The following is a 19,627-nucleotide window of genomic DNA, read 5'->3' as shown; positions in this document are numbered from 1 at the left end:
GTCCGCTCACGGCTCCCTCCGCCACCCCCGACCGGCGCCCCTCAGCCCGAGCGGCGCCGCCCGGCGCTGCGCGGGGTGGCGCGCTCGACCTCCTCGGCGGTCGGGGTGCGCGCCTCACGCGCCTGCGGTGGCAGCAGGTCGGCGACGGCCGCCATGACGCGGCGGGTGTCGGCCGCCGGCGACTCCCCGGTGAGCTCGACGGGAGGGCCCACCCGCACCCGCACGGTCGGCGGGTGCACGAGGGTGTGCATCCGCGGCAGCCGCGAGCGCCGCGGCCAGACCACCTCGCTCCCCCAGATGCCGAACGGCACGACCGGGGCGCCGGTGGCGGCCGCCAGGCGCGCGGCCCCGGTACGGCCGGTCAGCACCGGGTCGTAGAACCGCTCGCCGCGCGGGATGGTGCCCTGCGGCAGCAGGCAGACGATCTCGCCGTCCTCGAGCGCGCGCGTGGCCGCCTCCAGCGAGTCGGTGCCGCCGCTCGCCCGGTCGACCGGGATGCCGCCCAAGGCGTACGCCAGGGGCCCGACGACGGGCAGGTCGAACAGCTCGCGCTTGGCCAGGATGCGGCCGGTGCGGCCGGTGGGGCGCATCAGCTGGATGATCGCCGGCACGTCGAAGTACGAGCGGTGGTTGCCGGCCAGGATCGCCGGGCCGCTGCTCGGGATGTGCTCGGTCCCGGCCACGTCGAAGCGCGCGTACGGCCACAGCCCCGGAGGGCACGCACGGAACAGCAGCCGCTGGAGCTCGACCCCGGTCCCGGGGAGCCGCCGCGCGCCTGACATGCCGGCAGGCTACCGGCCGGGTGCCGTCGCCGCGGCGGGCCGGAACCCGCACCCGTCGGCCCGCGTCCGAGCGGTATGCCCCGCCGCGCCGTCGTCACCGTGAGCCTGCTGGCCGCCCTCGTCCTGGTGCTCGCCGCCGGCGCCGTCGCGTGGGTGGGGGCGCGTGACCGCAGCACGCTGGGGGGCGACCAGCAGCGGGTCGGGTCACTGGCGGACCTGGCCGGCACCTGGACCGCCGTCAACGACACCACCACCCCCGCCCGGCTGGTCGCGCCGGTGGTCCTCACCGTCGAGGGTGACCGGCTCGCGGTGCGCACCGGGTGCAACTCCGCCGGCGCCACGGTGGCCGTGCGCGACTCGCGCCTGGTGCTCGTCGGCGGCGGGCTCATGACGACCGAGATGGCCTGTCTCGACGCGGGCGTCACCGCGCAGGAGGACTGGGTCGTGGCCATGCTGACGGCGCGGCCGCGCCTCGAGCACGCCGGCCCGACCCTGGCGCTGCACTGGGGCCCCGGCGAGCGCTACTGGCTCGGGTTCGAGCGCACGACACCGGCGACCGGCTAGGAACGCCCGGCTCGGAACGCCAAGTCAGGAGCCACCTTCGCGGATGCGCCCCAGCCAGTCGCGGGCCGCGGTGAAGTCGGCGTCGCTGGCCCGGGGCCCCACGGTGGCGGCGCGGCCGTCGGCCCGCGCGTAGGAGCCGAGGAAGCGCACCTCGGCGCAGATCCGCCGCAGCCCCATCAGGGCCTCCCCGAGCCGCTCGTCCCGCACGTGTCCCTCGACGTCGACCGAGAAGCAGTACGAGCCCATCGAGGCCTTGGTCGGGCGCGACTCGAGCCGGGTCATGTTGATGCCGCGGGCCGCGAACTGGTCGAGCAGCTCGAGCAGGCCTCCGGCGTGGTCCTCGCGCTGGTAGAGCACGACGGTGGTCTTGTCGGCGCCGCTGGGTGCGGGCAGGGACCCCGGGCGGGCCACCAGCACGAAGCGGGTGACCGCGGCCTGCATGTCGCCGATGTCGGAGGCCAGCACCTCGAGCCCGTGCAGCGGCGCGGCCGCCGGGGCGCACACCGCGGCCTGGAACCCCTGCTCGGTGGGGGCGGCGGCCAGCGCGGCGGCGGCCGCGGCCGTCGACAGCGTCGGCACGTAGACCGCGTCCGGCAGGGTGGCCGCCATCCAGCCCCGGACCTGGGCCCAGGCGTGCGAGTGCGTGCCCACCGCCCGGACGTCGGCGGTGCTCACCCCGGCCGGCGCCGCGAGCACGAAGGTGATGGGCACGACCACCTCGCCGGTGACCAGCAGGGGCTCGCCGCTGGCGAGGGCGTCGAGGGTGGCCGACACCCCGCCCTCGACGGAGTTCTCGATGGGGACCATGGCGCCGTCGACCTCACCGGCCCGCAGCGCCGCCAGGGCGGCGTCCACCGAGCCGTACGCGACCCGCTCGGCGCCGTCGGCCGGGGCCCACTGGTCGAGGGCCATCGAGGTGAAGGTCCCCTCCGGACCCAGGTACCCGAAACGGGTGCTCACGGCTGCTCCTTCCCCGTCCGAGCCGCGGCCAGGGCCTGCTGCTCCTCCGGGCTGAGGGTGGCGTCGGAGGCGCCGCCCACGACGCCCTTGGCGTAGGTGCGCGACTCGCCCCGGGCGTGGATCGCGCTGATGACGAGGCCGTCGCCGGCGTCGTCGACGACCGCGACGCTGAAGCTGAGCCGCCCGCCCATGTCGGCGAAGGCGTCGTAGCGCACCACCGCGACGTGGCGCAGGGCCTGCGCGACGTCGGCCCGCAGCGCGGCCAGGTCGGCGTCGCCGGCGGGCCGGTGGTTCTCGAGCGCGGTCAGGCGCCGCCGGGTGTCGGCGCTGCGCCGCAGCAGCGTCACGAGACCGGCCACGAGGGCGACCCCGAGGACCAGGGGCACCAGGAGGATGAGGAGCTCGAGCGGATGCGGGTACACGGCATCAGGCTAGGGCCGGACGCGGTCGCGGGCGGGCACGTCCAGGGGCGGTGGCCGCTCAGCGGCGCAGCGACGTCCGGATGCCGCGCACCCTCACGTTGGCGTCGAAGGCCCCCGAGCGCACCTCGGCCACCAGCTCGTCGAGGCGGTCGCGCGGGTCGACCCCGGCCGGCAGCCGCTCGGAGAGCAGCACCCACTGCCCCCGCGGCGCGCGGCCACTGTCCGGCGCGACGACCCCCACCTTCCAGCCGCTCGACCACTCCCGCACCGCGAACCGCTGCACCACCGCGGTGGCCCGGTGGACCAGGAAGACCCCCAGCACGAACGCGAGGTCGACCAGGATCTGGAGCGCCCCGAGGTCGGGGCCCGGGCCGCGGGCGTGGGTGACGGCCAGCAGCACCGCCATGACGAGGACCACGGTCACGACCGACAGCGCCATGGGGCGCACCCGGAACGGCAGCCCCACCCGCTCGGCCACGACCACGAGCTCGACCCCGCTGCGCGAGCGCACCTCGACCTCGGTGCCCGGCGCCGTCGGGGGTGGGTGCACCTCGTCAGGCATCCGCCACCGCCGGCCGGGCGGCGGGCTCGACGGCGGCCCGCTCGGGGGCGGCGTCCGGGACCCGCGTGGCCCACCAGAGCAGGAGCAGGCAGGCCAGGCCGCCGAAGACGTCGGCGTTCTGCAGGATGCGGCCCGGCCACTCGGGCCAGTCGCGCTGCGCCAGCCAGTCGATCCCCCACCACGGCAGGCGCATCGTGAAGAACACCGTGACGGCCGCCCCGGCCCACAGCCGCCGCCGGTCGCGCCACGGATCGGGACCCAGCAGCGCGAACACCACGACGACGACCCAGTGGTAGTGGTGCACCCAGGCGACCGGCGAGAGCAGGCAGGCCAGCAGCCCGACCACGGCCACCACGGCGACGGTGTCGCCGCGGCGGTCGAGCCGGCGGGCCAGGCCGAAGCCGAGGACGCCGACGACCGCCACTAGCACCAGCCAGAGCACGCCGCCGGCGGTGCCGTCGAGACCCATCCGCAGCAGGAACCCCCGCATCGACTGGTTCGCTGTCCCGGCGTTGGGGCCCAGCCGGTCGCTGTCCTGGAGGGCCCCCAGCCAGAACGCGACCGAGGCCTGGGGCAGTACCAGCGCCGACCCGATCGTGACCAGCGCCGCGGTGGCGACGGCGGTGGCCGCCTCGCGCCAGCGCCGGGTGACCAGGTAGTGGATGACGAACACCCCGGGCGTCAGCTTGACGGCCATGGCCAGCCCGACGAAGGCGCCCGGCGGCAGCCAGCGGGCCAGGCGCGGCCGGGGCTCGCGCAGGTCGACGAGGCAGGCCAGCACGATGAGGGCGTTGACCTGCCCGAAGCGGATGCCGTCGCCGACCGGATGCAGCCAGAGCATCGGCGCCGACAGCACCGCCAGGGCCAGCGGCCACCACGGCCCGGTGCGCCACAGGAGGCGGTGGGCGGCGTACCAGGTGATGGCGACCGTGGCGATGACCTGGAGGGCGGTCCAGAGCCAGCCGACGACGCCGAACGGCACCAGGGCCAGCGGGATCGAGAGCAGCGCCGCGAACGGGGGGTAGGTGAACGGCAGCAGCTGCGGGGCCTCGGTGAGCGTGGCGTAGACCGGGCGGCCGGTGAGCACCGAGACACCGGCGTCGCGGTAGACCTGGACGTCGACCTGCCACTGGTCCAACGGCCAGAACACGAGGTAGCGCAGGGCGGTCGGCGCCGCTGCCAGGGCGATGACCAGCACCGCGAGCGGCCAGCGGTACCGGAGCAGCCTCCGGTGCACGGGTCGGGTCGGGGTGCTCACAGGACCATTGTCACCTCGCCACGTACCCTGTCCGGCGTGACCCGCAGAGCCCTGGCCGTCGCCCTGGCCCTCGTCGTCTCGCTCGCGGGGCTCGCGGCCGCGGTGGCCGGGGCGTCGCCGGCCACCCCGGGCGCGTCCGGGGCGCGGTCCTCGACCGCCGCCGACGACCGGATGGGCGCGGTGGTGCTCATCGGCACCGCCGGGCTCCGCTGGTCCGACGTCGACGAGCAGCGCACGCCGAACCTCTGGCTGCTGCTGCGGGACGGTTCCTCGGCCGCCCTGTCGGTGCGCTCGGTGTACGCCGACACCTGCCCCGTCGACGGGTGGCTGGGCGTGTCGGCCGGTGGTCGGGCCGCCGCCCCGCGCCCCGGCAGCGCCGCGGACCCCGCCGACCGCGCGTGCCCCGGACCGCCGAGCGTCGTCGACGGGCGGGTCGCCCAGTGGCCGGCCTACCTGCGGGCCGCGCGCGACGAGCGGTTCGACTCCCGCCTGGGGCTGCTGGCCCGGCAGGTCACCGACGCCGGGCTCTGCGTCCGCTCGCTCGGGCCCTACGCCGCGGCCGGGGGCGCCCTGCCCGACGGCCGCCTCCAGCAGTGGAGCGAGCTCGCGCCCGAGGACCTGCTGGTCGACCTCAACGCCTGCCCCGTCACGCTGGTCGACGTGGGGGTGGTGCGCGACCCGGGCGCCCAGACCGCGGGCGAGGCGCCCAGCGGGTCGCGGGCGCAGCAGGTGCGCGACATCGACGCCCGCATCGGGGCGGTCATCGCCGCGGGCCCCAACGGCGCCGACTTCGTGGTGGCGAGCCTGGGCGACGCGGGGCGTTCGGAGCGCTTGCGCATGGTGGTGGCGCGCGGGCCGCACTTCGGCCCCGGGATGCTGCGGTCGGGCTCGACGCGCCAGCTCGGGCTGGCCCAGACCTCCGACCTGACCGCCACCGTCCTCGCGGGCGTCGGCGTCGCGGTGCCCGACGCCATCCAGGGGTCCCCGTTGCGGTCGGACCCCGCGCCCGACAACTCCGAGCGGCGGGCCCGGGAGCGGCTCCAGACGCTGCGCGACCTCGACGAGTCCAGCCACGACGTGCACGACCTGGTCGAGCCGTTCTTCCAGGTGTTCTCGTACGGCCAGCTGGTGGTCTACCTGCTCGCGCTCGTGGTCTGGACGCGCCGCCTCGGGTCGGATGAGGGCCGCATCCGCCTCCTCGGCCGGGTCCGGACCTTCGCGGTGGTGGCCGCGAGCATCCCGGTGTCGACGTTCCTGGCCAACCTCACGCCGTGGTGGCGCTTCCCCGTCGAGATGGTGTCGGTGGTGGCGGCCGTGCTGGTGTTCGCGGCCGTGATCAGCACCGTCGCCCTGCGCGGGCCCTGGGGGCACCGCCCCCTCGGGCCGTTGGCGTTCGTGTCGGCGGTGACCATCGCGGTGCTCAGCGTCGACGTCATGACCGGCAGCCGGCTCCAGCTGTCGTCGCTGATGGGGCTGCAGCCGGTGGTGGGCGGGCGGTTCTACGGGATGGGCAACCCCACCTTCGGGCTCTACGGCACGGCGACCGTCCTGCTCGCCACCGCCGTGTCGTCGGTGCTGGTGGCGCGCGGCGCGCGCACGGCCGCGGCGGTGGCGGTGGGCGTCCTCGGCGCCTTCGCGGTGGTCGTCGACGGCGCACCGTTCTGGGGCGCCGACGGCGGTGGGCCGCCGGCCCTGGTGCCGGCCGTCGTCTACCTCGTGCTGGCCGTGCTGGGCATCCGGCTCACCTGGAAGCGCGGTGCGCTCGTCGTGGCCGGGGTGGTCGGCCTGTTCCTCGTGGTCGCGGGGCTCGACTGGCTCCGGGCCCCGGCCGCGCGCAGCCACCTGGGGCGCTTCGTGCAGGCGATGCTCGACGGGACCGCCGACGACATCGTGGTGCGCAAGGCGCAGCAGAACTACGACCTGCTGACGGCCGACCTGCCGCTGAACCTCCTGGTGCCGCTGGCTCTGCTGGTGGCGATCGTGCTGCTGGCGCGCCCGACGTCGTGGGGCTCGCGGAGGCTGTCGCGCTGGTCCGCCACGGCGCCGACCCTGCGCCCGGGCCTGGTCGCGCTGGTGATGATGCTGACCATCGGCTTCCTGGTCAACGACTCCGGGGTGTCGATCCCGGCGGTGGGGGCCAGCCTCGCGGCACCCCTCATCGTGTCGGTGGTCGTGGCGTTCGTGCTCGGGGAGGCGCGGGCCGTCGCCCCCACGCGGGCCGGGCGCCGCGCCCGCCGAGCACGCTGAGCACGGCGACCCAGAGGGTCAGCACCAGCCACGGCGCCACCGCGCGCCGGAACCCCAGGGTCAGCGCCTCGACGCCGGGGGTCATCCCCAGCACCCGGCCGGGGACGTAGGCCAGGGCGGCCACCGTGGTGCGGGCCACCGCGGCCAGGTCGACGACGGCCGGCACCGCGCCGGCCACCCCGGGCAGCGCCGCCCAGACCAGCACGTCGTACCAGGGCAGCGAGTAGGGCGCGACCAGGACGTAGGCGAGCTGGAGCCCGGTCAGCAGCCACAGCGCGGTGGGGGCGAGCCGTCCGGCCCGGAGGGTCTCGTCGGGCCCGGCGGGGCGGGACGCCCGCAGCAGCAGGGCGGCGAGGACGACGGCCAGCAGGGCGGCCCCGACCGAGATCAGCACGCGGGTGCCGCCGTTGCCGAGCACCGGGCGCAGGGTCTCGAGGAGCAGGCGCCAGGGCGTGGCGAGCGAGACGGCCTGGCGCGAACGCAGCAGCTGGTCGTAGACGTGGGGTCCGGCCCAGACCTGGAGCGCGGCCATGACGACGACGAAGCCCGCCAGCATCCCGCGGATGCGGCGCCGGGCGCTGCGGCCGCCCGGGTCGTCGCCGCGGGTCAGCCAGCAGGCGGCGGCCAGGGCCACGAGGCCCACCCCGTAGGTGATCTTGGTGGCGGCACCGAGGCCGAGCAGGGCGCCGGCCAGGGCGGCGCCGCGGGGGCCGGCGGAGCGCACGGCCACGGCCACGGCCACCACGACGAAGGCCGTGGCCACGACGTCGACGTGCGCTCCCAGCACCCCGAGGCCGAGGACGAGCGGGTTGAGGGTCCAGGCGACGTCGACGCGGCCGTGCTGCTCCGGGGGGAGGGCGGCCCGCAGCGCCCACCGGGTGGCGAGCCAGGCGAGGACGACGAGCAGCTGCCAGACCCAGACCTCCTGGCGCAGCGACGGCCCCCCGGCCCACGCCGACAGGCCGTGCAGGAGGGTCGCCGCCGGTCCGTAGATGCTCGGCTCCTCGGTCCAGGGGGCCTCGACGCGGCTGGTGACGGGGTCGGTGCCCCCGGCCCAGGAGATCGGCGACTCGACCCACGGGTCCCCGCCGCCGACCAGGATGCGGCCGTACGCGACGTAGCTGATGTGGTCGGCTGAGCCGAAGGGGGCGGTGAGCAGCGCGGCCACGGCCAGCAGCCCCGGCACCCGCCAGTCGCGCAGGGGCCGGACGCGGCGGCGCAGGCCGAGCAGCACGGCGGCCGCCCCCAGGAGGTAGGCGCCCCAGAGGACGCCGGTGACGACGGCCGGGTCGAGGGTGACCGGCAGCAGCGGGCCGGGGGCCCAGCCTCGGGGGAGCAGGTCGGGCTGGGCGGCGTTGGCGCGGCTGAGGCCCACGAGGAGCAGCAGGACGACGGACGCGGCGAGCAGCCCGCGCCGCCCGTGCTCCCCGCGCCCCCCGCACCCCCCGGTGCGCACGGGCCGGCTCAGCCCCGCTGCCACGGTCGCCAGCCGCGCCGGACGAGGGCGAGCCACACGTCGCGGTACTGCTCGGCGCGGTGCAGCTGGCCGCGCCAGTCGGAGCCGCTCACCCGGTGCTGGAGCTCGCACGGCACCTCGAGCACGGTGAGGCCGGCCCGCAGGACGTCGACGGTCATGGCGGTCTCGACGCCCCAGCCGCGGGCAAGGGGGCTGGCCGCGGCCACGGCGGCGGGTGAGAGGCACCGCATCCCCGAGAGGGGCTGCACCGCCCGGAAGCCGGTGAGGCGCTGGATGCCGCGGCGCGCCAGGCCCACGACCAGGCCGCGCCCGCCCCCGGCGGTGATCTGGGCCGGCAGGGTGGCGACGGTCATCGAGGCCTCGCCGGCCAGTACCGGGCCGACCAGGACCCCGAGGTTGGCGGCGGTGGAGCGCAGGTCGCCGTCGACGAACAGCAGCGCGGCCGGCCGGGCGGCGGGGTCGCGGGCCACCTCGCCCCGCTCGAGCTCGCGCACGTGCCGGATGCCGGTCTCGAGGGCCGCGGCCTTCCCGCGGTTGCGAGCGTGGCGGACGACCTCGGCCCCCGCCGCGGCGGCGACCGTGGCCGTGTCGTCGGTGCTCCCGTCGTCGACCACCACGACCCGCCCCACCTCGGGCAGGCCCAGGACGGCCGCGACGGTCTCGCCGATGCGGTCGGCCTCGTCCTTGCACGGGACGACGGCCGCGACCGTGGCCGCCGGCGCGCCCATCAGCGGAGCGTGACCTGGCGGCTCAGCAGCCCCGCCCGAGCGCGGCGCTCGTCGGCGGTGAGGGGCTCGGGGGCGGCCAGGGCCGCGGCGTAGCGGGTGCCCCAGGCGGCGAGCGCGTCCTCGTGGTCAGCGGCCTCGAGGGTGGGGTCGAGGTCCCAGACCGGGACGAGCAGGCCGCTGGTGCGGAAGGCCCCGAGCAGGCGGGTGCCCTCGCCGAGCCCGTCGTCGCCGGCGGCGTGCAGGCGGGCCAGGGCGTCGGTGGCGGGGTCCTCGTCGTCGGGCAGGACGAGGCGGATGTGGGCCCGCTCGCCGATGCGCACCCAGTAGGCCGAGGGCAGGGCGGTCAGGGCGACGGTGGGGACGATGGAGGCGTTGGCCCGCTCGAGGGACTCCTTGGCGTCGCCCTCGAGCTCCTGGTCGTCGACCCAGAAGTCGAAGCCCTCGTGCAGGGTCAGCTCGAAGGTGCTGTCGGGCGCGAGCACGTCCTGCAGGCGCGGGCTGTCGGCGGTGACCGGCGGGATGGCGGTGATCGGCACCCCCTGGTCGGCGGCCAGCGCCGCCAGGAGCTGGGCCGCGAGGTCGCGCGACGCGTCGCCGCTGGTGCCGCCGGACTGGGTGCCGACGAGCACGGTGCCGTCGGTGCGGTGCAGCGCCGGCCACGCCATCGGCAGCACGGTGGCGACGGTGGCGACCGCGGGCGCGCCGTCGGGCACGTGCTCGGAGGCGATGGTCACGACGGCGGTCGCGGCGGGGAGGATCTCGCGCATCGCGACCCAGTCGGTCTCGTTCGGGAGCCCCTGGAACGGCCGAGGCTCGAACGGCGCCGGCTTCGGGCGCGCGGGGCGGGAGGCGCGCTCTGCGCGCGGACGTCGGGAGGCCTTACCCATGCGCGCCACCCTAGTGGCCGGGGTGCGGCGGGCCGAGCCGGTGACCGCCGGCCTCAGAACGACGGCGGTGGGTGGATGCGGTGGGTGGGTTCGGTGACGCGGCGCGTGCCGGAGGGCGAGGTCCAGGTGAGGGTGCCGTCGGGGTCGAGCCGGGGTCGCCAGCGGCCTTGTTGCTTCAGCCGGTGGTGCCGCCGGCAGAGGCATGCCAGGTCGGTCGGTGAGGTGACGCCCTCGGGCCAGGGTCTGGTGTGGTCGAGGTCGGTGTACTCGGCGCGTCTCAAGCACCCCCACATCCGGCAGGTCCCGTCGCGGGTGGCCACGAAGTCGCGCATGGCCTTGTTCGGTCGGTAGGCGCTGGTGGTCAGGGACGCCAGCGTGCCGGTCTCGGCGTCGAGCACGGCCCGCGTGACGTCCAGGGGGAGAACCTTGAGCAGGTTGGCGACGGTGGCGGCGTCGACCCAGCCGAGGCCCGCGAGCTGGGTGCCGGACACGGCGAACCCGGGCGTGACTTGGGCCATGAGCACCGGTCCCGGGTCTGGGTCGACGGTCATCGTGGTGGTCTCGAACAGCCGCTGCGCCTCCGGCGGGAGGTCGCCGAAGCGGGTCTCTTCCCCGGTGTAGGCGTCGATGACGGTGTCGTCGTCGGCCCAGGGGACCTCGATGGTCTCGACGGTTGCGGGTTCGGGCGCTGGGCGGTCGGTGACCACCGGCACCCCGAGGGTGACCGAGGCACTGACCGTCACGTTGCGCAGGAGCAGGTCCCCGAACGCATCGGCCCGCGCCTCGGACAGGGTGAGGGTGTCGTCGATCTGCCGGTACTCCCCGGCGAGCTGCTCGGTCGCCGCCCAGGCCGCGGCCACGGTCGCGGTGGGGAGGAGGGCGTACACGTCGGTCAGGCCGTCCGGCCCGGGCCGCACCTCCACCGTCCGGGTGCGGCGGGTCTTCGCGACCTGCGCGGCGACCTGGTCGGCCGCCACCCGCGTCGCGACGCGGCGGACGTGCGCGGTCACCTGCGCCGGGTCCAGGTCGGCCAACCGTCCCGACACCTCGGCATCGACCCGACCGCACGCCACGACGTCCAGCCCCGCGCACGCGTCGACCACCTTGTGGGCCGTCGCGGCCGCCACGTCACCGGCCAGGACCCGGTCACGGACCCGGGGGAACCGCTCACCGAGGGCTGCGCCGAGGTGGACCTTCCGCCCGGCCAGCCCCTCCGTCAGGCCCGCTTCGAGAGCGACGAGGCTGGGCGCCATCTGGTCGACGTACCCCACCGGGTGGACCCGCTCGACGGGCCCGTCACCCGAGAGCCGGACCTCGACCCGCGCCCCCAACGCGGCCGCCACACCCTGGGCCCCCTCGGCGGCGTTCACCACCCCTTGGAGCTCACCGGCGAGCTCGTAACACTCCACGGCATCCAGCCCGCGACCGTGCTCGGCCAGCGCACGCCCCAGCGCCGCGACCTCCGCACGCGCGGCCGCGATACGCCTGCTGAGCCGCCCCCTGTCCATGACGAAACGATACCCGAACACGCGTACGAAGACAAGCGGCCATCCACAGGTGTTCGCCTACAGCAGAACCCGATTCGGCCGACTTCCGGCTGCCACCAGAGAGGACGGCGCGGCGGCATCCCGTGCGCTCCCGGCGACCTCGAGGCAAGGGTTCATCCACCATACCCCGCCTGCGAACCCTTGTCTCGCGGTCTTTTCGGGGTCACCCCGAAAAGACCGGCGGGGGGAGGGGCGGGGTGGAGAGGAGTCGGGACGCTTCAGGTGGCGCGGCGGCGGCTGGGGCCGCCCAGGGTGGCCCACACGACGTTGCCGGTGCGGTCCTCGGTGACGCCCCACTCGTGGGCGAGCGAGCGCACGATCCGCAGCCCGCGGCCCGACGAGAGCCACACCGTGCGCGGCGCCGGCCGGGGGACCGTGCTGCCGCCCCCGTCGGTGACCTCGATCTCGACGACCTCGCCGCGGATCTTCCAGCGGACCCGGATGGTGCCGTCGGACAGCGGTCGGGCGTGCCGGACGGCGTTGGTGAGCAGCTCGGAGGCGACGATCTCGGCCTCGCCGACGATGTCCTCGGGCAGGTCGCGCGCGCTGAGGTCCTGCACGATCTGGTGGCGCACCCCGGTGACCGACGACGAGTCGGCCGGGACGCGCACCGTGCAGATGATGCTGTCGGCCCCGGGCCCGGAGGACTCGGCCACCTCGAGCCCGTCGTCGTCGTCGAGCAGCTCGAACGCGACGGGATCGGTCAGCGGGCGGGCATCTTCCGAGGTCACGGGGCCCGAGCCTACCTCGTGACCCCCAGCCGGTCGACGGCCATGCCGGGCCGGTTCGTGATGACCGCGTCGACCCCGAGCTCGCCGCACAGGTCGACGTCGGCGGGGTCGTCGACGGTCCAGACGAACACGCCGTGCCCGTGCTCGCGGTAGCGGCCGACCACCTTGGGCTTGCGGCGCACCAGCCGGATGTCGAGCCCCACCGTGCCGACGTCGGCGGGCAGGGTGCCGTCGACCAGCTTCGCGGGCCGGTCGGCGACCAGGTGCACCAGCGGCACCCCGGGCGACAGGCGGTGCACGCGGGTCAGGGCGCGCGCCGAGAACGACATCACCCGCACGTGCGGCAGGCCGGGCCGGTCGCCGCGGTCGAGGTCGAAGGCGCGCAGGACCTGCACGAGGGTCTTCTCGACGTCGTCGCCGTGCCGGGTGGGGTGCTTGGTCTCGATGAGCGTCACGACCTCCTGGCGCTTCTCGACGAGGGTGTCGAGCAGGCGGCGCAGGGTCAGCAGGTGGCCGCGCTCGGGGTCGGCCTCCGGGGTCTCGTCCTCGACCCCGCGGTCCAGCCGCTTCCACGACGCCCAGTCGAACTCCTCGAGCCGCGCCAGCTCGAGCGCCGAGACCCGCCCCGAGCCGTTGGACGTGCGCTCGATCCGGCTGTCGTGCACGCACACGAGGTGGTGGTCGGCGGTGAGCCGCACGTCGCACTCGACGCCGTCGGCGCCGTGGTCGAACGCCTTGCGGTAGGCCCGGAGCGTGTGCTCGGCCTCCTCGTGGCTCGCCCCCCGGTGGGCGATGACGAGCGGACGGTCGTTCGCGAGCGGCTCGGCAGTCACGGGCCACCATTGTTCCCCCTCGAGGGCCCCGCCCGGGGGGCAGGTGCGCACGACATGCGGTGGATGCCACCCCCTGTCGCCGCGGCGCACAGCACTCACATCGGTGGGCCCCCTACCGTTGCACCATCGTGAGCCTGCCCCCCTTCCAGCACCTCGTCGACGAGCACTGGCGCGACGTCGCCCGCCTCGCCCACGGTCTCGTGGGCCCGGTGCACGCCGACGACGTCGCCCAGCAGGCGTGGACCCAGGCGCTCGTGGCCTACCCCCGCCTCACCCACGCCCGCAACCTGCGCTCGTGGCTCCTCACCGTCACCCACCGCTGCGCCATGGACCACCACCGCAGGGCCCGGCGCACCGTCCCGCACGACGACCCCGCGGCCCTGGCCGAGGCCCCCGTCGCCCCACCCCCCGACGCGCCGTCGGGCGACCTCTGGCGGATGGTCGCGGCCCTGCCGGAGCGCCAGCGCGACGCCGTCGTCCTGCGCTTCGTGGGCGACCTCGACCATCGCGCCGTCGCCGCCGCCCTGGGCACCACGCCGGGGATGAGCCGCCGCCTCGTCAGTGACGCCCTCGCGACCCTGCGCCTCGACCTCCACGACGTCCAGCACCCCGAGGACCTCCGATGACTTACCGCCCCGCGCCCACCTCCTCCGACCCGTTCGCCGCCTTCGACCCGCCCCTGGCCGGTCCGCCGCGGCTGCCCCCCACGGACGTCTCGTACGTCGTCGACGACACCGCGGTCGGCCGGATGCTGCTCGCCGTGCGCGACGACGGCCGGGTCGTGGCCACCGCCTACGCCCCCGACGACGCCGCGGAGGCGCACTGGCTGACCCGCATCGCGGCCACCGTGAGCCCGCGCGTGCTGCGGCATCCGGCCCCCACCGACACCGTGCGCCGCGCCCTCGCGGACTACCTCTCGGGGCGGGCGACCACCGTCGCGGTCCAGCCCGACCTCGCCCTGGCGTCACCCTTCCAGCGCGAGGTGCTGACCGGGCTGGCGGCCACGGTCGGGTACGGCGAGCGCATCACGTACGCCGTGCTGGCGGCGCGCATCGGCCACGACCGGGCCGCACGGGCGGTCGGCACCGCGCTCGGCGGCAACCCGCTCTGCGTCACGCTGCCGTGCCACCGGGTGCTGCCGGCCTCCGGCGGGGTGGGCGGGTACGCGGGGGGGCCGGCCGCCAAGGAGCACCTGCTCGCCCTCGAGGCGCGGCACGCCCACCCCTGACCCCGGCGGGTCAGTGGAAGCCGTGGCGGGCCAGGGGATGCAGCAGCTCGCGCTCCTCGTAGGCCAGGTGCGACAGCAGGATGTCGGTGAGCAGGTCGACCACGTGCTGTAACCGCTCGATGGCGCCCTCCACCTTCGACACCAGGGCCACCAGCGCCCGGTCGACCTCGTCGAGCACGTCGTGGATGACCTCGTGCTCCTCCTCGAGGCGTGCCACCACGGGGCCCGCGTCGGGGTCGGCCCAGCGCAGGTGCGGGAAGATCGAGACGTCCTCGAGGGTGTGGTGCCCGGTCACGATGCGGCAGTACGACTCGCAGTACGCCCCGAGCGTCCACTGGTTCTGGCGCATCGTCATGGTGTTGACGGCCGAGCGGGCGTCGCCGACCGCCAGCATCCCGCGGGCCACCTGGCCGACGATGTCGCGCACCTGGGTCAGCTCGGCCCGCAGGTGGTCGTGCACGTCGACGAGGTGGCGGGGCGTGGCCAGCTGGGCGTCGCTGTAGCCGGGGTCCTCCGCGGGCGCCGGGTAGCGCGGGCGGGCGGCCTCGTCCCAGGGCAGCGTGCCGGTGAGCCGGATGCCGTCGTCGGGGGTGGGCGCGAAGCCCCGCACCGTGGCGGGGGCCGCGGGCGTGGGCGCGTCGGCATCCGGTGTGGGGAAGGTGCCCGGCTCGAGGTCGTGGCCGTCGTCGGTCACGAGGCGTCGGTGCCGTCGGCGTCGGGCTCGGGCAGCCGGCCCTCGTCGCCGTACCCGCCGAGCAGCTCGGCCATCGCCAGGTGCGGCCGGGCCTCGGCCGCGCGGCCCTGGCGCTGCAGCGTGCGCCCGAGCAGGAGGTTCGCGTAGGCCTCGTCGGGGTCGTCGACCAGGATGGCGCGGGTCACCCGCTCGGCGCGGCCCAGCTGGGCCGAGTGGTAGTACGACCGCGCCAGCAGCAGCCGCAGCTCGGTGGTGCCGTGCAGCGGGGGCTCCAGCGCACTGGCGTCGACGAGCGCCGACAGCTCCTGTGCGGCCGCCTGGAACTCCCCGTGGTCGAAGAGTCCCCGGGCTCGCTGGTAGCGCTCGGCCATTCCGGTCTCGGGGTACTCATGGGCACGAGAACACCGGGCGACCGGCCGGGATTCCGCGCGGCGCGCGGCTCTAGGGTCTCGGATGTGGACGCCGACCCCGAGCCCGAGCAGCGGCTGCTCGACGTGCCGGGGCATCCCGGGGCGGTGGTCCGGGTCGAGGTCGTGAACCCCCGGGCGCCCGCCACGGCCCTCTTCGCGTCCGGGCTCGGCCTGCCCCTGGAGCTCTGGCACCCGGTGGCGTCCCTGCTGCCGGGCGTGCGCTGCGTCCTGTTCGACCGCCCCGGGACCGGCGGCTCGGGCCCGTGGCCCACCGCCGCGACCTTCGCCGACCAGGTGAGGCTGCTCGGCACCGTGCTCGAGGCGACCGCCGCCGGCGGCGAGGGCGGGGGGCGCGTGGTGGTGGTCGGCCACTCGCACGGCGGCCTCTTCGCGGAGGGCCTGGCCCGGTCGCGCCCCGACGTCGTGCGCGGGCTCGTCCTGGTCGACGCCAGCGACCCCGGCCACGAGGCCACGCGGCATCAGCTCGAGGGGCGCCCGGCCGCGCTCGCCCGCCGCCTGGCCGCCCTGCCGGGGGTGGCGCGGGGGACGCGGCGCCTGACCGGACGCCTGCTGGTGACCGGCGGGACGGCCACCGGCGCCCCGCGGGCCGCCCGCCGGGCGGTGACGCGCGCCTACGGCAGTCCGGTGCAGTTGCGGGCGGCGGTCGACGAGCTCGCGGCGGTGCGGGCCGACGCGCTGGCCCTCGAGAGCCTCGCCGCGCGCCGCCCCCTGCCCGACGTGCCGGTGCGCCTGGTCGTCGCCACCCGGGCCGCCGGGCCGCTGTCGGTGCGCCGCACCGGCTGGCTGCGCCGGATGGACCACCGGGTCGCGCAGCTCGGGCCACGCGTGGTCCGCATCGACGTCGAGGCCGCCCACCTGGTCATGCTCGACGCTCCCCGGGCGGTGGCCCGGGCCGTCGAGGAGACGCTCAGCCCGGACGCGTGAGGGGGAAGAGGATGGTGTCGCGGATGCCCAGCCCGGTGAGGTTCATAACGAGGCGGTCGACGCCCAGCCCCATCCCCCCGGTCGGCGGCATCCCGTACTCGAGGGCGCGCAGGAAGTCCTCGTCGACCTGCATCGCCTCGGGGTCGCCGTCGGCGGCCAGCAGCGACTGCGCCACGAGCCGGGCCCGCTGGTCGACGGGATCGACGAGCTCGGAGTAGGCCGTGGCCTGCTCGCTGCCGAACATCACGAGGTCCCACTTCTCGACCAGCCAGGGGTCGGCCCGGTGCACGCGGGCCAGCGGCGTGGTGTCGCGCGGGAAGTCGGTGTAGAACACCGGGGTGGTCGTGGCGCCCTCGCACAGCTCGCCGTAGACGTCCTCGAGCAGCCGGCCCCACGACGCCTCGGCCTCCGGCTCGAGGCCGAGGCGCGTCGCGTGGGCCCGGAGCACCCCGACGGGGGTCGCGCTCGTGACCTCCTCGCCCAGCGCCCGCGACACAGCGGTGCAGATCGGCACCACCGGCCAGTCGCCGCCGAGGTCGACCTCGTCCACCCCGCCGTCGGGCCGCAGCCGTCGCGCCACCGGCTCGCCGAACACGGCGACGGCGGCCTCCTGCACGAGCTCCTGGGTCAGCCGCCGCATGTCGTGGTAGTCGAGGTAGGTGCCGTAGGCCTCGAGCGAGGTGAACTCCGGGTTGTGCGAGCTGTCGGCGCCCTCGTTGCGGAACTGCCGCCCCAGCTCGAAGACCCGCTCCATCCCGCCGACAACCAGCCGCTTGAGGTGCAGCTCGGTGGCGATGCGCAGCGAGAGGTCGAGGTCGTAGGCGTTGATGTGGGTCTCGAAGGGCCGCGCGTTGGCCCCGCCGTGCACCACCTGGAGCACGGGGGTCTCGACCTCGGTGTAGCCGCGCCGGTGCAGCGACTCGCGCAGGCTGCGCACGACGGCGGCCCGCAGGTAGGCGACGTCGCGCGCGGCCGGGCGGGAGATGAGGTCGACGTAGCGCAGGCGCACCCGGGCCTCGGGGTCGAGCAGCCCGTGCCGCTTGTCGGGGAGCGGGCGCAGGGACTTGCTGGTGAGGGCGAAGGCGGAGGCGTCGACGGTGAGGGCGCCGGTGCGGGTGGTGACGACCTCACCGGTGACGCCCACGTGGTCGCCGAGGTCGAGCTCGCGGAAGCGGCCGTGCGCCTCGGCACCGAGCGCGCCCCGCGACGCCATTAGCTGGAGGTCGCCGGTGCCGTCGCGCACCGTGAGGAAGCAGAGGCCGCCGTGGTCACGGCGCCGCAGGACGCGACCCACCACCGAGACCTGCTCGCCGGTGCGGGTGGCGGGCGGCAGGGCGCCGTGCCGGGCGGCGACCTCGGCCAGGGTCGTGGTGCGCGGGTAACCGACCGGGTAGGGGTCGACCCCGCGGGCGCGCAGGCTGTCGAGGCGGCGCCGGCGGGCCCGCTCCTGGTCGGTGCGCGGGGCCCCGAGGGCCGCGACCACCGGGTCGGGCTCGGGCGGCATCAGGGCGCGCACCGCGTCGGCGTAGTCGTCCTCGGCGCGGCTCAGGGCCTCCCCCGGCCGGCGCCGGCGCAGCAGCCCCCGCACCGACGGGCGGGTCAGGAAACCCTCGGCGCTGCCGGTGGCGATGCCGACGCGCGGGAGGTCGGAGCCGTACTCGAAGCAGATGTAGCGCGGCTCCCAGGTGGGCAGGTACCTGCTGTTCGAGCGGTACAGCGACTCGAGCTGCCAGGTGCTGCTCGCGAGCACCAGCAGCTGGCGGCCCAGCCGCGCGAGCGGCCCGGCGCCCAGCTCCTCGCCCCGCGCGAAGGCCTCGCGGAACATCGCGAAGTTGAGCGACAACCGGGTCACGCGCAGGCGGGCGGCGTCCTCGGCCAGGGCCACCACCAGCAGCTCGACGACCCCGTTGTCGGCGCCGGGGTCGCGCCGCATCAGGTCGAGCGAGAGGCCGGAGCGGCCCCAGGGCACGAGGCTGAGGAAGCCCCGCAGCCGGCCGGTGCCGTCGAGGGCCTCGACCAGCACGCAGTCGCCGTCGAGCGGGTCGCCGAGCCGGCCCAGCGCCATGGAGAAGCCGCGCTCGTCGCCACCGTCCCCCCGCCATCGCGAGGCGGCCGCGGCCAGCAGGTCGAGGTCGGCCGGGGCGAGGTCACCGTGGCGGCGCACCCGCACCGTGTACCCGCGGCGCCGCAGCCGGGTGACGGCCTGGCGGACCGGGCGCAACCCCGCCGCCCCCAGCGTGAAGCCGGTGAGGTCGAGCACCGCCTCGTCGCCGATCTCGAAGGCGACCAGCCCGGCCTCCGTGTACGCCCTGGCGCCCTCGCGCCCGGGGGCCATGACCGCCAGGGACCAGCCGTTGGCCCGAGCCTCGCCGCGCCAGGCGTCGATGGCGGCCGGCCACCGCCGCGGGTCGCCGAGCGGGTCGCCGCTGGCCAGGCTCACGCCCCCCACGACGCGGTAGGAGACGGCGGCCAGCGCGGAGTCGGGGTCGGCGGTGTCGTAGACGACCGCCTTGTCACGGCGGGTCGCGAAGTAGCCGAGCGAGTCGGCGTCGCCGTGCCGGCGCAGCAGGGTGCGCACCCTGGCCTCGTCGTGGGCGACCAGGGAGGGGCTGCGGCCGGGCACCCGCAGCAGCACCACCGTACCCGCCACCACCACGGCCGCCCCGATGGTGTTGATGACGGCCCGGACCCACAGCGGCGCGCGGATCGAGATGGGCTCCCCCAGCCCCACGTCGCGCGAGAGCGTGTCGACCAGGCCGTCGACCCGGGCGCCGCTGCGCATCGTGTGCACCGTGCCCAGCAGGAGCAGCCCCACCCCCAGGAACACCGTCACCCCGACGACGAGCACCACCAGCGCGCGACGCAGCGACGCCCCGGACGTGCGGGCCGGGAACTGCTCGCGCGCCGGCACCAGCACCACCAGGAGCGCCCCGGTGACGACGAGGCCGGCGAGGTTGGCCCAGCGGTTGGTGCCCTCGACGACGAAGGCCACCCGCCCGACCGCGGGCAGCACGACCAGCAGCACGACGAACACCCACAGGGCGGGCCGCAGCCGCCGGCGCAGGGCCTCGCCCAGGCCGAGCAGGACCGCGACGTAGACGATGTTGGGCACCACGGGCACGACCACGGCCGAGACGAGGTCGTCGGTGCGCTCGAAGTAGCGCCGCCAGGGCGGGACCACCGCGACCATCACGGACAGGGCCGCCAGGGCGAAGCAGAGGCTGGCCGACCAGTCGGGCCAGCGATCGTCGCGGGCCCGGCCCGCCCGGGGGGCGCGCGAGCGCGGCCGGTCGGTCCCGGTCACCGCGCCACCTCCTCCCGCCCGACCGCCTCGCGGTCCTGGCCTCCCCAG

The 19,627-nt window shown here is 76.3% G+C and carries 19 protein-coding genes; 5 read left to right on the top strand and 14 right to left on the bottom strand.

What is annotated here, in order from left to right:
- Window positions 1–41 precede the first annotated feature (41 nt).
- Window positions 42–782: a lysophospholipid acyltransferase family protein gene (locus tag ATL31_RS09150; protein WP_101395493.1), complete on the bottom strand. Its 741-nt coding sequence runs from the start codon at window positions 780–782 to the stop codon at window positions 42–44.
- Between the two features lie 75 nt (window positions 783–857).
- On the opposite strand from ATL31_RS09150, the gene ATL31_RS09145 reads away from it, so the two are divergent.
- Window positions 858–1,346 (top strand): META domain-containing protein, encoded by a 489-nt coding sequence (locus tag ATL31_RS09145; RefSeq protein ID WP_101395492.1) that lies wholly within the window; start codon window positions 858–860, stop codon window positions 1,344–1,346.
- A gap of 24 nt (window positions 1,347–1,370) precedes the next feature.
- Here ATL31_RS09145 and pheA read toward each other — a convergent pair whose 3' ends face one another.
- From pheA to ATL31_RS09125, 4 genes are read right to left on the bottom strand one after another with little or no spacing between them, the layout of a single operon-like run.
- On the bottom strand, window positions 1,371–2,306 hold the full coding sequence (pheA, locus tag ATL31_RS09140; protein WP_281256263.1) for a prephenate dehydratase: 936 nt from the start codon (window positions 2,304–2,306) through the stop codon (window positions 1,371–1,373).
- The gene (locus ATL31_RS09135) at window positions 2,303–2,728 is read right to left on the bottom strand and encodes a DUF4446 family protein (RefSeq protein ID WP_245862181.1); all 426 of its coding nucleotides are present in this window, start codon (window positions 2,726–2,728) and stop codon (window positions 2,303–2,305) included. Before ATL31_RS09135 ends, pheA begins: the two co-directional genes overlap by 4 nt.
- A 58-nt stretch (window positions 2,729–2,786) precedes the next feature.
- Window positions 2,787–3,290 carry a hypothetical protein gene (locus ATL31_RS09130; RefSeq protein ID WP_143598362.1) on the bottom strand — a complete coding sequence of 168 codons (504 nt, stop codon included), beginning with the start codon at window positions 3,288–3,290 and terminating at the stop codon, window positions 2,787–2,789.
- Window positions 3,283–4,548 (bottom strand): glycosyltransferase 87 family protein, encoded by a 1,266-nt coding sequence (locus ATL31_RS09125; RefSeq protein ID WP_245862177.1) that lies wholly within the window; start codon window positions 4,546–4,548, stop codon window positions 3,283–3,285. Before ATL31_RS09125 ends, ATL31_RS09130 begins: the two co-directional genes overlap by 8 nt.
- A gap of 36 nt (window positions 4,549–4,584) precedes the next feature.
- Between ATL31_RS09125 and ATL31_RS09120 the strand changes: the two genes are divergently transcribed.
- Window positions 4,585–6,795, top strand: a complete 2,211-nt coding sequence (locus ATL31_RS09120; RefSeq protein WP_101395490.1) for a hypothetical protein — start codon at window positions 4,585–4,587, stop codon at window positions 6,793–6,795.
- Here the strand turns inward: ATL31_RS09120 and ATL31_RS09115 are convergent.
- The 6 genes from ATL31_RS09115 to ATL31_RS09090 form a co-directional block, all read right to left on the bottom strand.
- Complete coding sequence (locus tag ATL31_RS09115) at window positions 6,704–8,275, bottom strand: MptA/MptB family glycosyltransferase (RefSeq protein ID WP_143598361.1); 1,572 nt, start codon at window positions 8,273–8,275, stop codon at window positions 6,704–6,706. The genes ATL31_RS09120 and ATL31_RS09115 overlap by 92 nt on opposite strands.
- Complete coding sequence (locus ATL31_RS09110) at window positions 8,260–9,000, bottom strand: glycosyltransferase (RefSeq protein WP_101395488.1); 741 nt, start codon at window positions 8,998–9,000, stop codon at window positions 8,260–8,262. The genes ATL31_RS09115 and ATL31_RS09110 overlap by 16 nt, the downstream gene beginning before the upstream one ends.
- Entirely contained in the window at window positions 9,000–9,887 is an 888-nt protein-coding gene (locus ATL31_RS09105) for a DUF5926 family protein (protein ID WP_101395487.1), read from the bottom strand. The genes ATL31_RS09110 and ATL31_RS09105 overlap by 1 nt, the downstream gene beginning before the upstream one ends.
- 53 nt (window positions 9,888–9,940) lie before the next feature.
- On the bottom strand, window positions 9,941–11,395 hold the full coding sequence (locus ATL31_RS09100; RefSeq protein ID WP_101395486.1) for an HNH endonuclease signature motif containing protein: 1,455 nt from the start codon (window positions 11,393–11,395) through the stop codon (window positions 9,941–9,943).
- 257 nt (window positions 11,396–11,652) lie between these two features.
- Complete coding sequence (locus ATL31_RS09095; protein WP_342749465.1) at window positions 11,653–12,165, bottom strand: ATP-binding protein; 513 nt, start codon at window positions 12,163–12,165, stop codon at window positions 11,653–11,655.
- Between the two features lie 11 nt (window positions 12,166–12,176).
- A complete protein-coding gene (locus tag ATL31_RS09090) occupies window positions 12,177–12,998 on the bottom strand; it encodes a glycerophosphodiester phosphodiesterase family protein (protein WP_101395485.1) in 822 nt (273 codons plus the stop codon).
- A 128-nt stretch (window positions 12,999–13,126) separates the two neighbouring features.
- Between ATL31_RS09090 and ATL31_RS09085 the strand changes: the two genes are divergently transcribed.
- Together ATL31_RS09085 and ATL31_RS09080 are read left to right on the top strand one after the other, a co-directional pair.
- The gene (locus ATL31_RS09085) at window positions 13,127–13,624 is read left to right on the top strand and encodes an RNA polymerase sigma factor (RefSeq protein WP_101395484.1); all 498 of its coding nucleotides are present in this window, start codon (window positions 13,127–13,129) and stop codon (window positions 13,622–13,624) included.
- Complete coding sequence (locus tag ATL31_RS09080) at window positions 13,621–14,226, top strand: methylated-DNA--[protein]-cysteine S-methyltransferase (protein WP_101395483.1); 606 nt, start codon at window positions 13,621–13,623, stop codon at window positions 14,224–14,226. Before ATL31_RS09085 ends, ATL31_RS09080 begins: the two co-directional genes overlap by 4 nt.
- A 10-nt stretch (window positions 14,227–14,236) precedes the next feature.
- Here the strand turns inward: ATL31_RS09080 and ATL31_RS09075 are convergent, their stop codons facing one another.
- The gene (locus ATL31_RS09075) at window positions 14,237–14,920 is read right to left on the bottom strand and encodes a hemerythrin domain-containing protein (protein ID WP_101395482.1); all 684 of its coding nucleotides are present in this window, start codon (window positions 14,918–14,920) and stop codon (window positions 14,237–14,239) included.
- Entirely contained in the window at window positions 14,917–15,291 is a 375-nt protein-coding gene (locus ATL31_RS09070) for a tetratricopeptide repeat protein (RefSeq protein ID WP_101395481.1), read from the bottom strand. Before ATL31_RS09070 ends, ATL31_RS09075 begins: the two co-directional genes overlap by 4 nt.
- A gap of 84 nt (window positions 15,292–15,375) precedes the next feature.
- On the opposite strand from ATL31_RS09070, the gene ATL31_RS09065 reads away from it, so the two are divergent.
- The gene (locus tag ATL31_RS09065; RefSeq protein ID WP_158239822.1) at window positions 15,376–16,275 is read left to right on the top strand and encodes an alpha/beta fold hydrolase; all 900 of its coding nucleotides are present in this window, start codon (window positions 15,376–15,378) and stop codon (window positions 16,273–16,275) included.
- On the opposite strand, the gene lysX is transcribed toward ATL31_RS09065, so the two are convergent.
- Window positions 16,259–19,579, bottom strand: coding sequence for a bifunctional lysylphosphatidylglycerol synthetase/lysine--tRNA ligase LysX (gene lysX / locus ATL31_RS09060; RefSeq protein WP_101395479.1), 3,321 nt, complete (start codon window positions 19,577–19,579; stop codon window positions 16,259–16,261). The two genes, ATL31_RS09065 and lysX, sit on opposite strands and share 17 nt — an antisense overlap.
- Between the last annotated feature and the right edge of the window lie 48 nt (window positions 19,580–19,627).

Origin of the sequence: Phycicoccus duodecadis (assembly GCF_002846495.1) — a bacterium.
Classification (GTDB): domain Bacteria; phylum Actinomycetota; class Actinomycetes; order Actinomycetales; family Dermatophilaceae; genus Phycicoccus; species Phycicoccus duodecadis.
The sequence above is the reverse complement of the archived record's forward strand: the minus strand, read 5'-3'. Positions and strand labels throughout refer to the sequence as shown.

Bases quoted from the DNA above. Each gene is read 5' to 3' on its own strand.
- ATL31_RS09105 (WP_101395487.1), bottom strand. From the start codon at position 9,887: ATGGGTAAGGCCTCCCGACGTCCGCGCGCAGAGCGCGCCTCCCGCCCC.
- ATL31_RS09130 (WP_143598362.1), bottom strand. From the start codon at position 3,290: ATGCCTGACGAGGTGCACCCACCCCCGACGGCGCCGGGCACCGAGGTC.
- ATL31_RS09070 (WP_101395481.1), bottom strand. From the start codon at position 15,291: ATGGCCGAGCGCTACCAGCGAGCCCGGGGACTCTTCGACCACGGGGAG.
- ATL31_RS09150 (WP_101395493.1), bottom strand. From the start codon at position 782: ATGTCAGGCGCGCGGCGGCTCCCCGGGACCGGGGTCGAGCTCCAGCGG.
- ATL31_RS09080 (WP_101395483.1), top strand. From the start codon at position 13,621: ATGACTTACCGCCCCGCGCCCACCTCCTCCGACCCGTTCGCCGCCTTC.
- ATL31_RS09145 (WP_101395492.1), top strand. From the start codon at position 858: ATGCCCCGCCGCGCCGTCGTCACCGTGAGCCTGCTGGCCGCCCTCGTC.
- ATL31_RS09100 (WP_101395486.1), bottom strand. From the start codon at position 11,395: ATGGACAGGGGGCGGCTCAGCAGGCGTATCGCGGCCGCGCGTGCGGAG.
- ATL31_RS09110 (WP_101395488.1), bottom strand. From the start codon at position 9,000: ATGGGCGCGCCGGCGGCCACGGTCGCGGCCGTCGTCCCGTGCAAGGAC.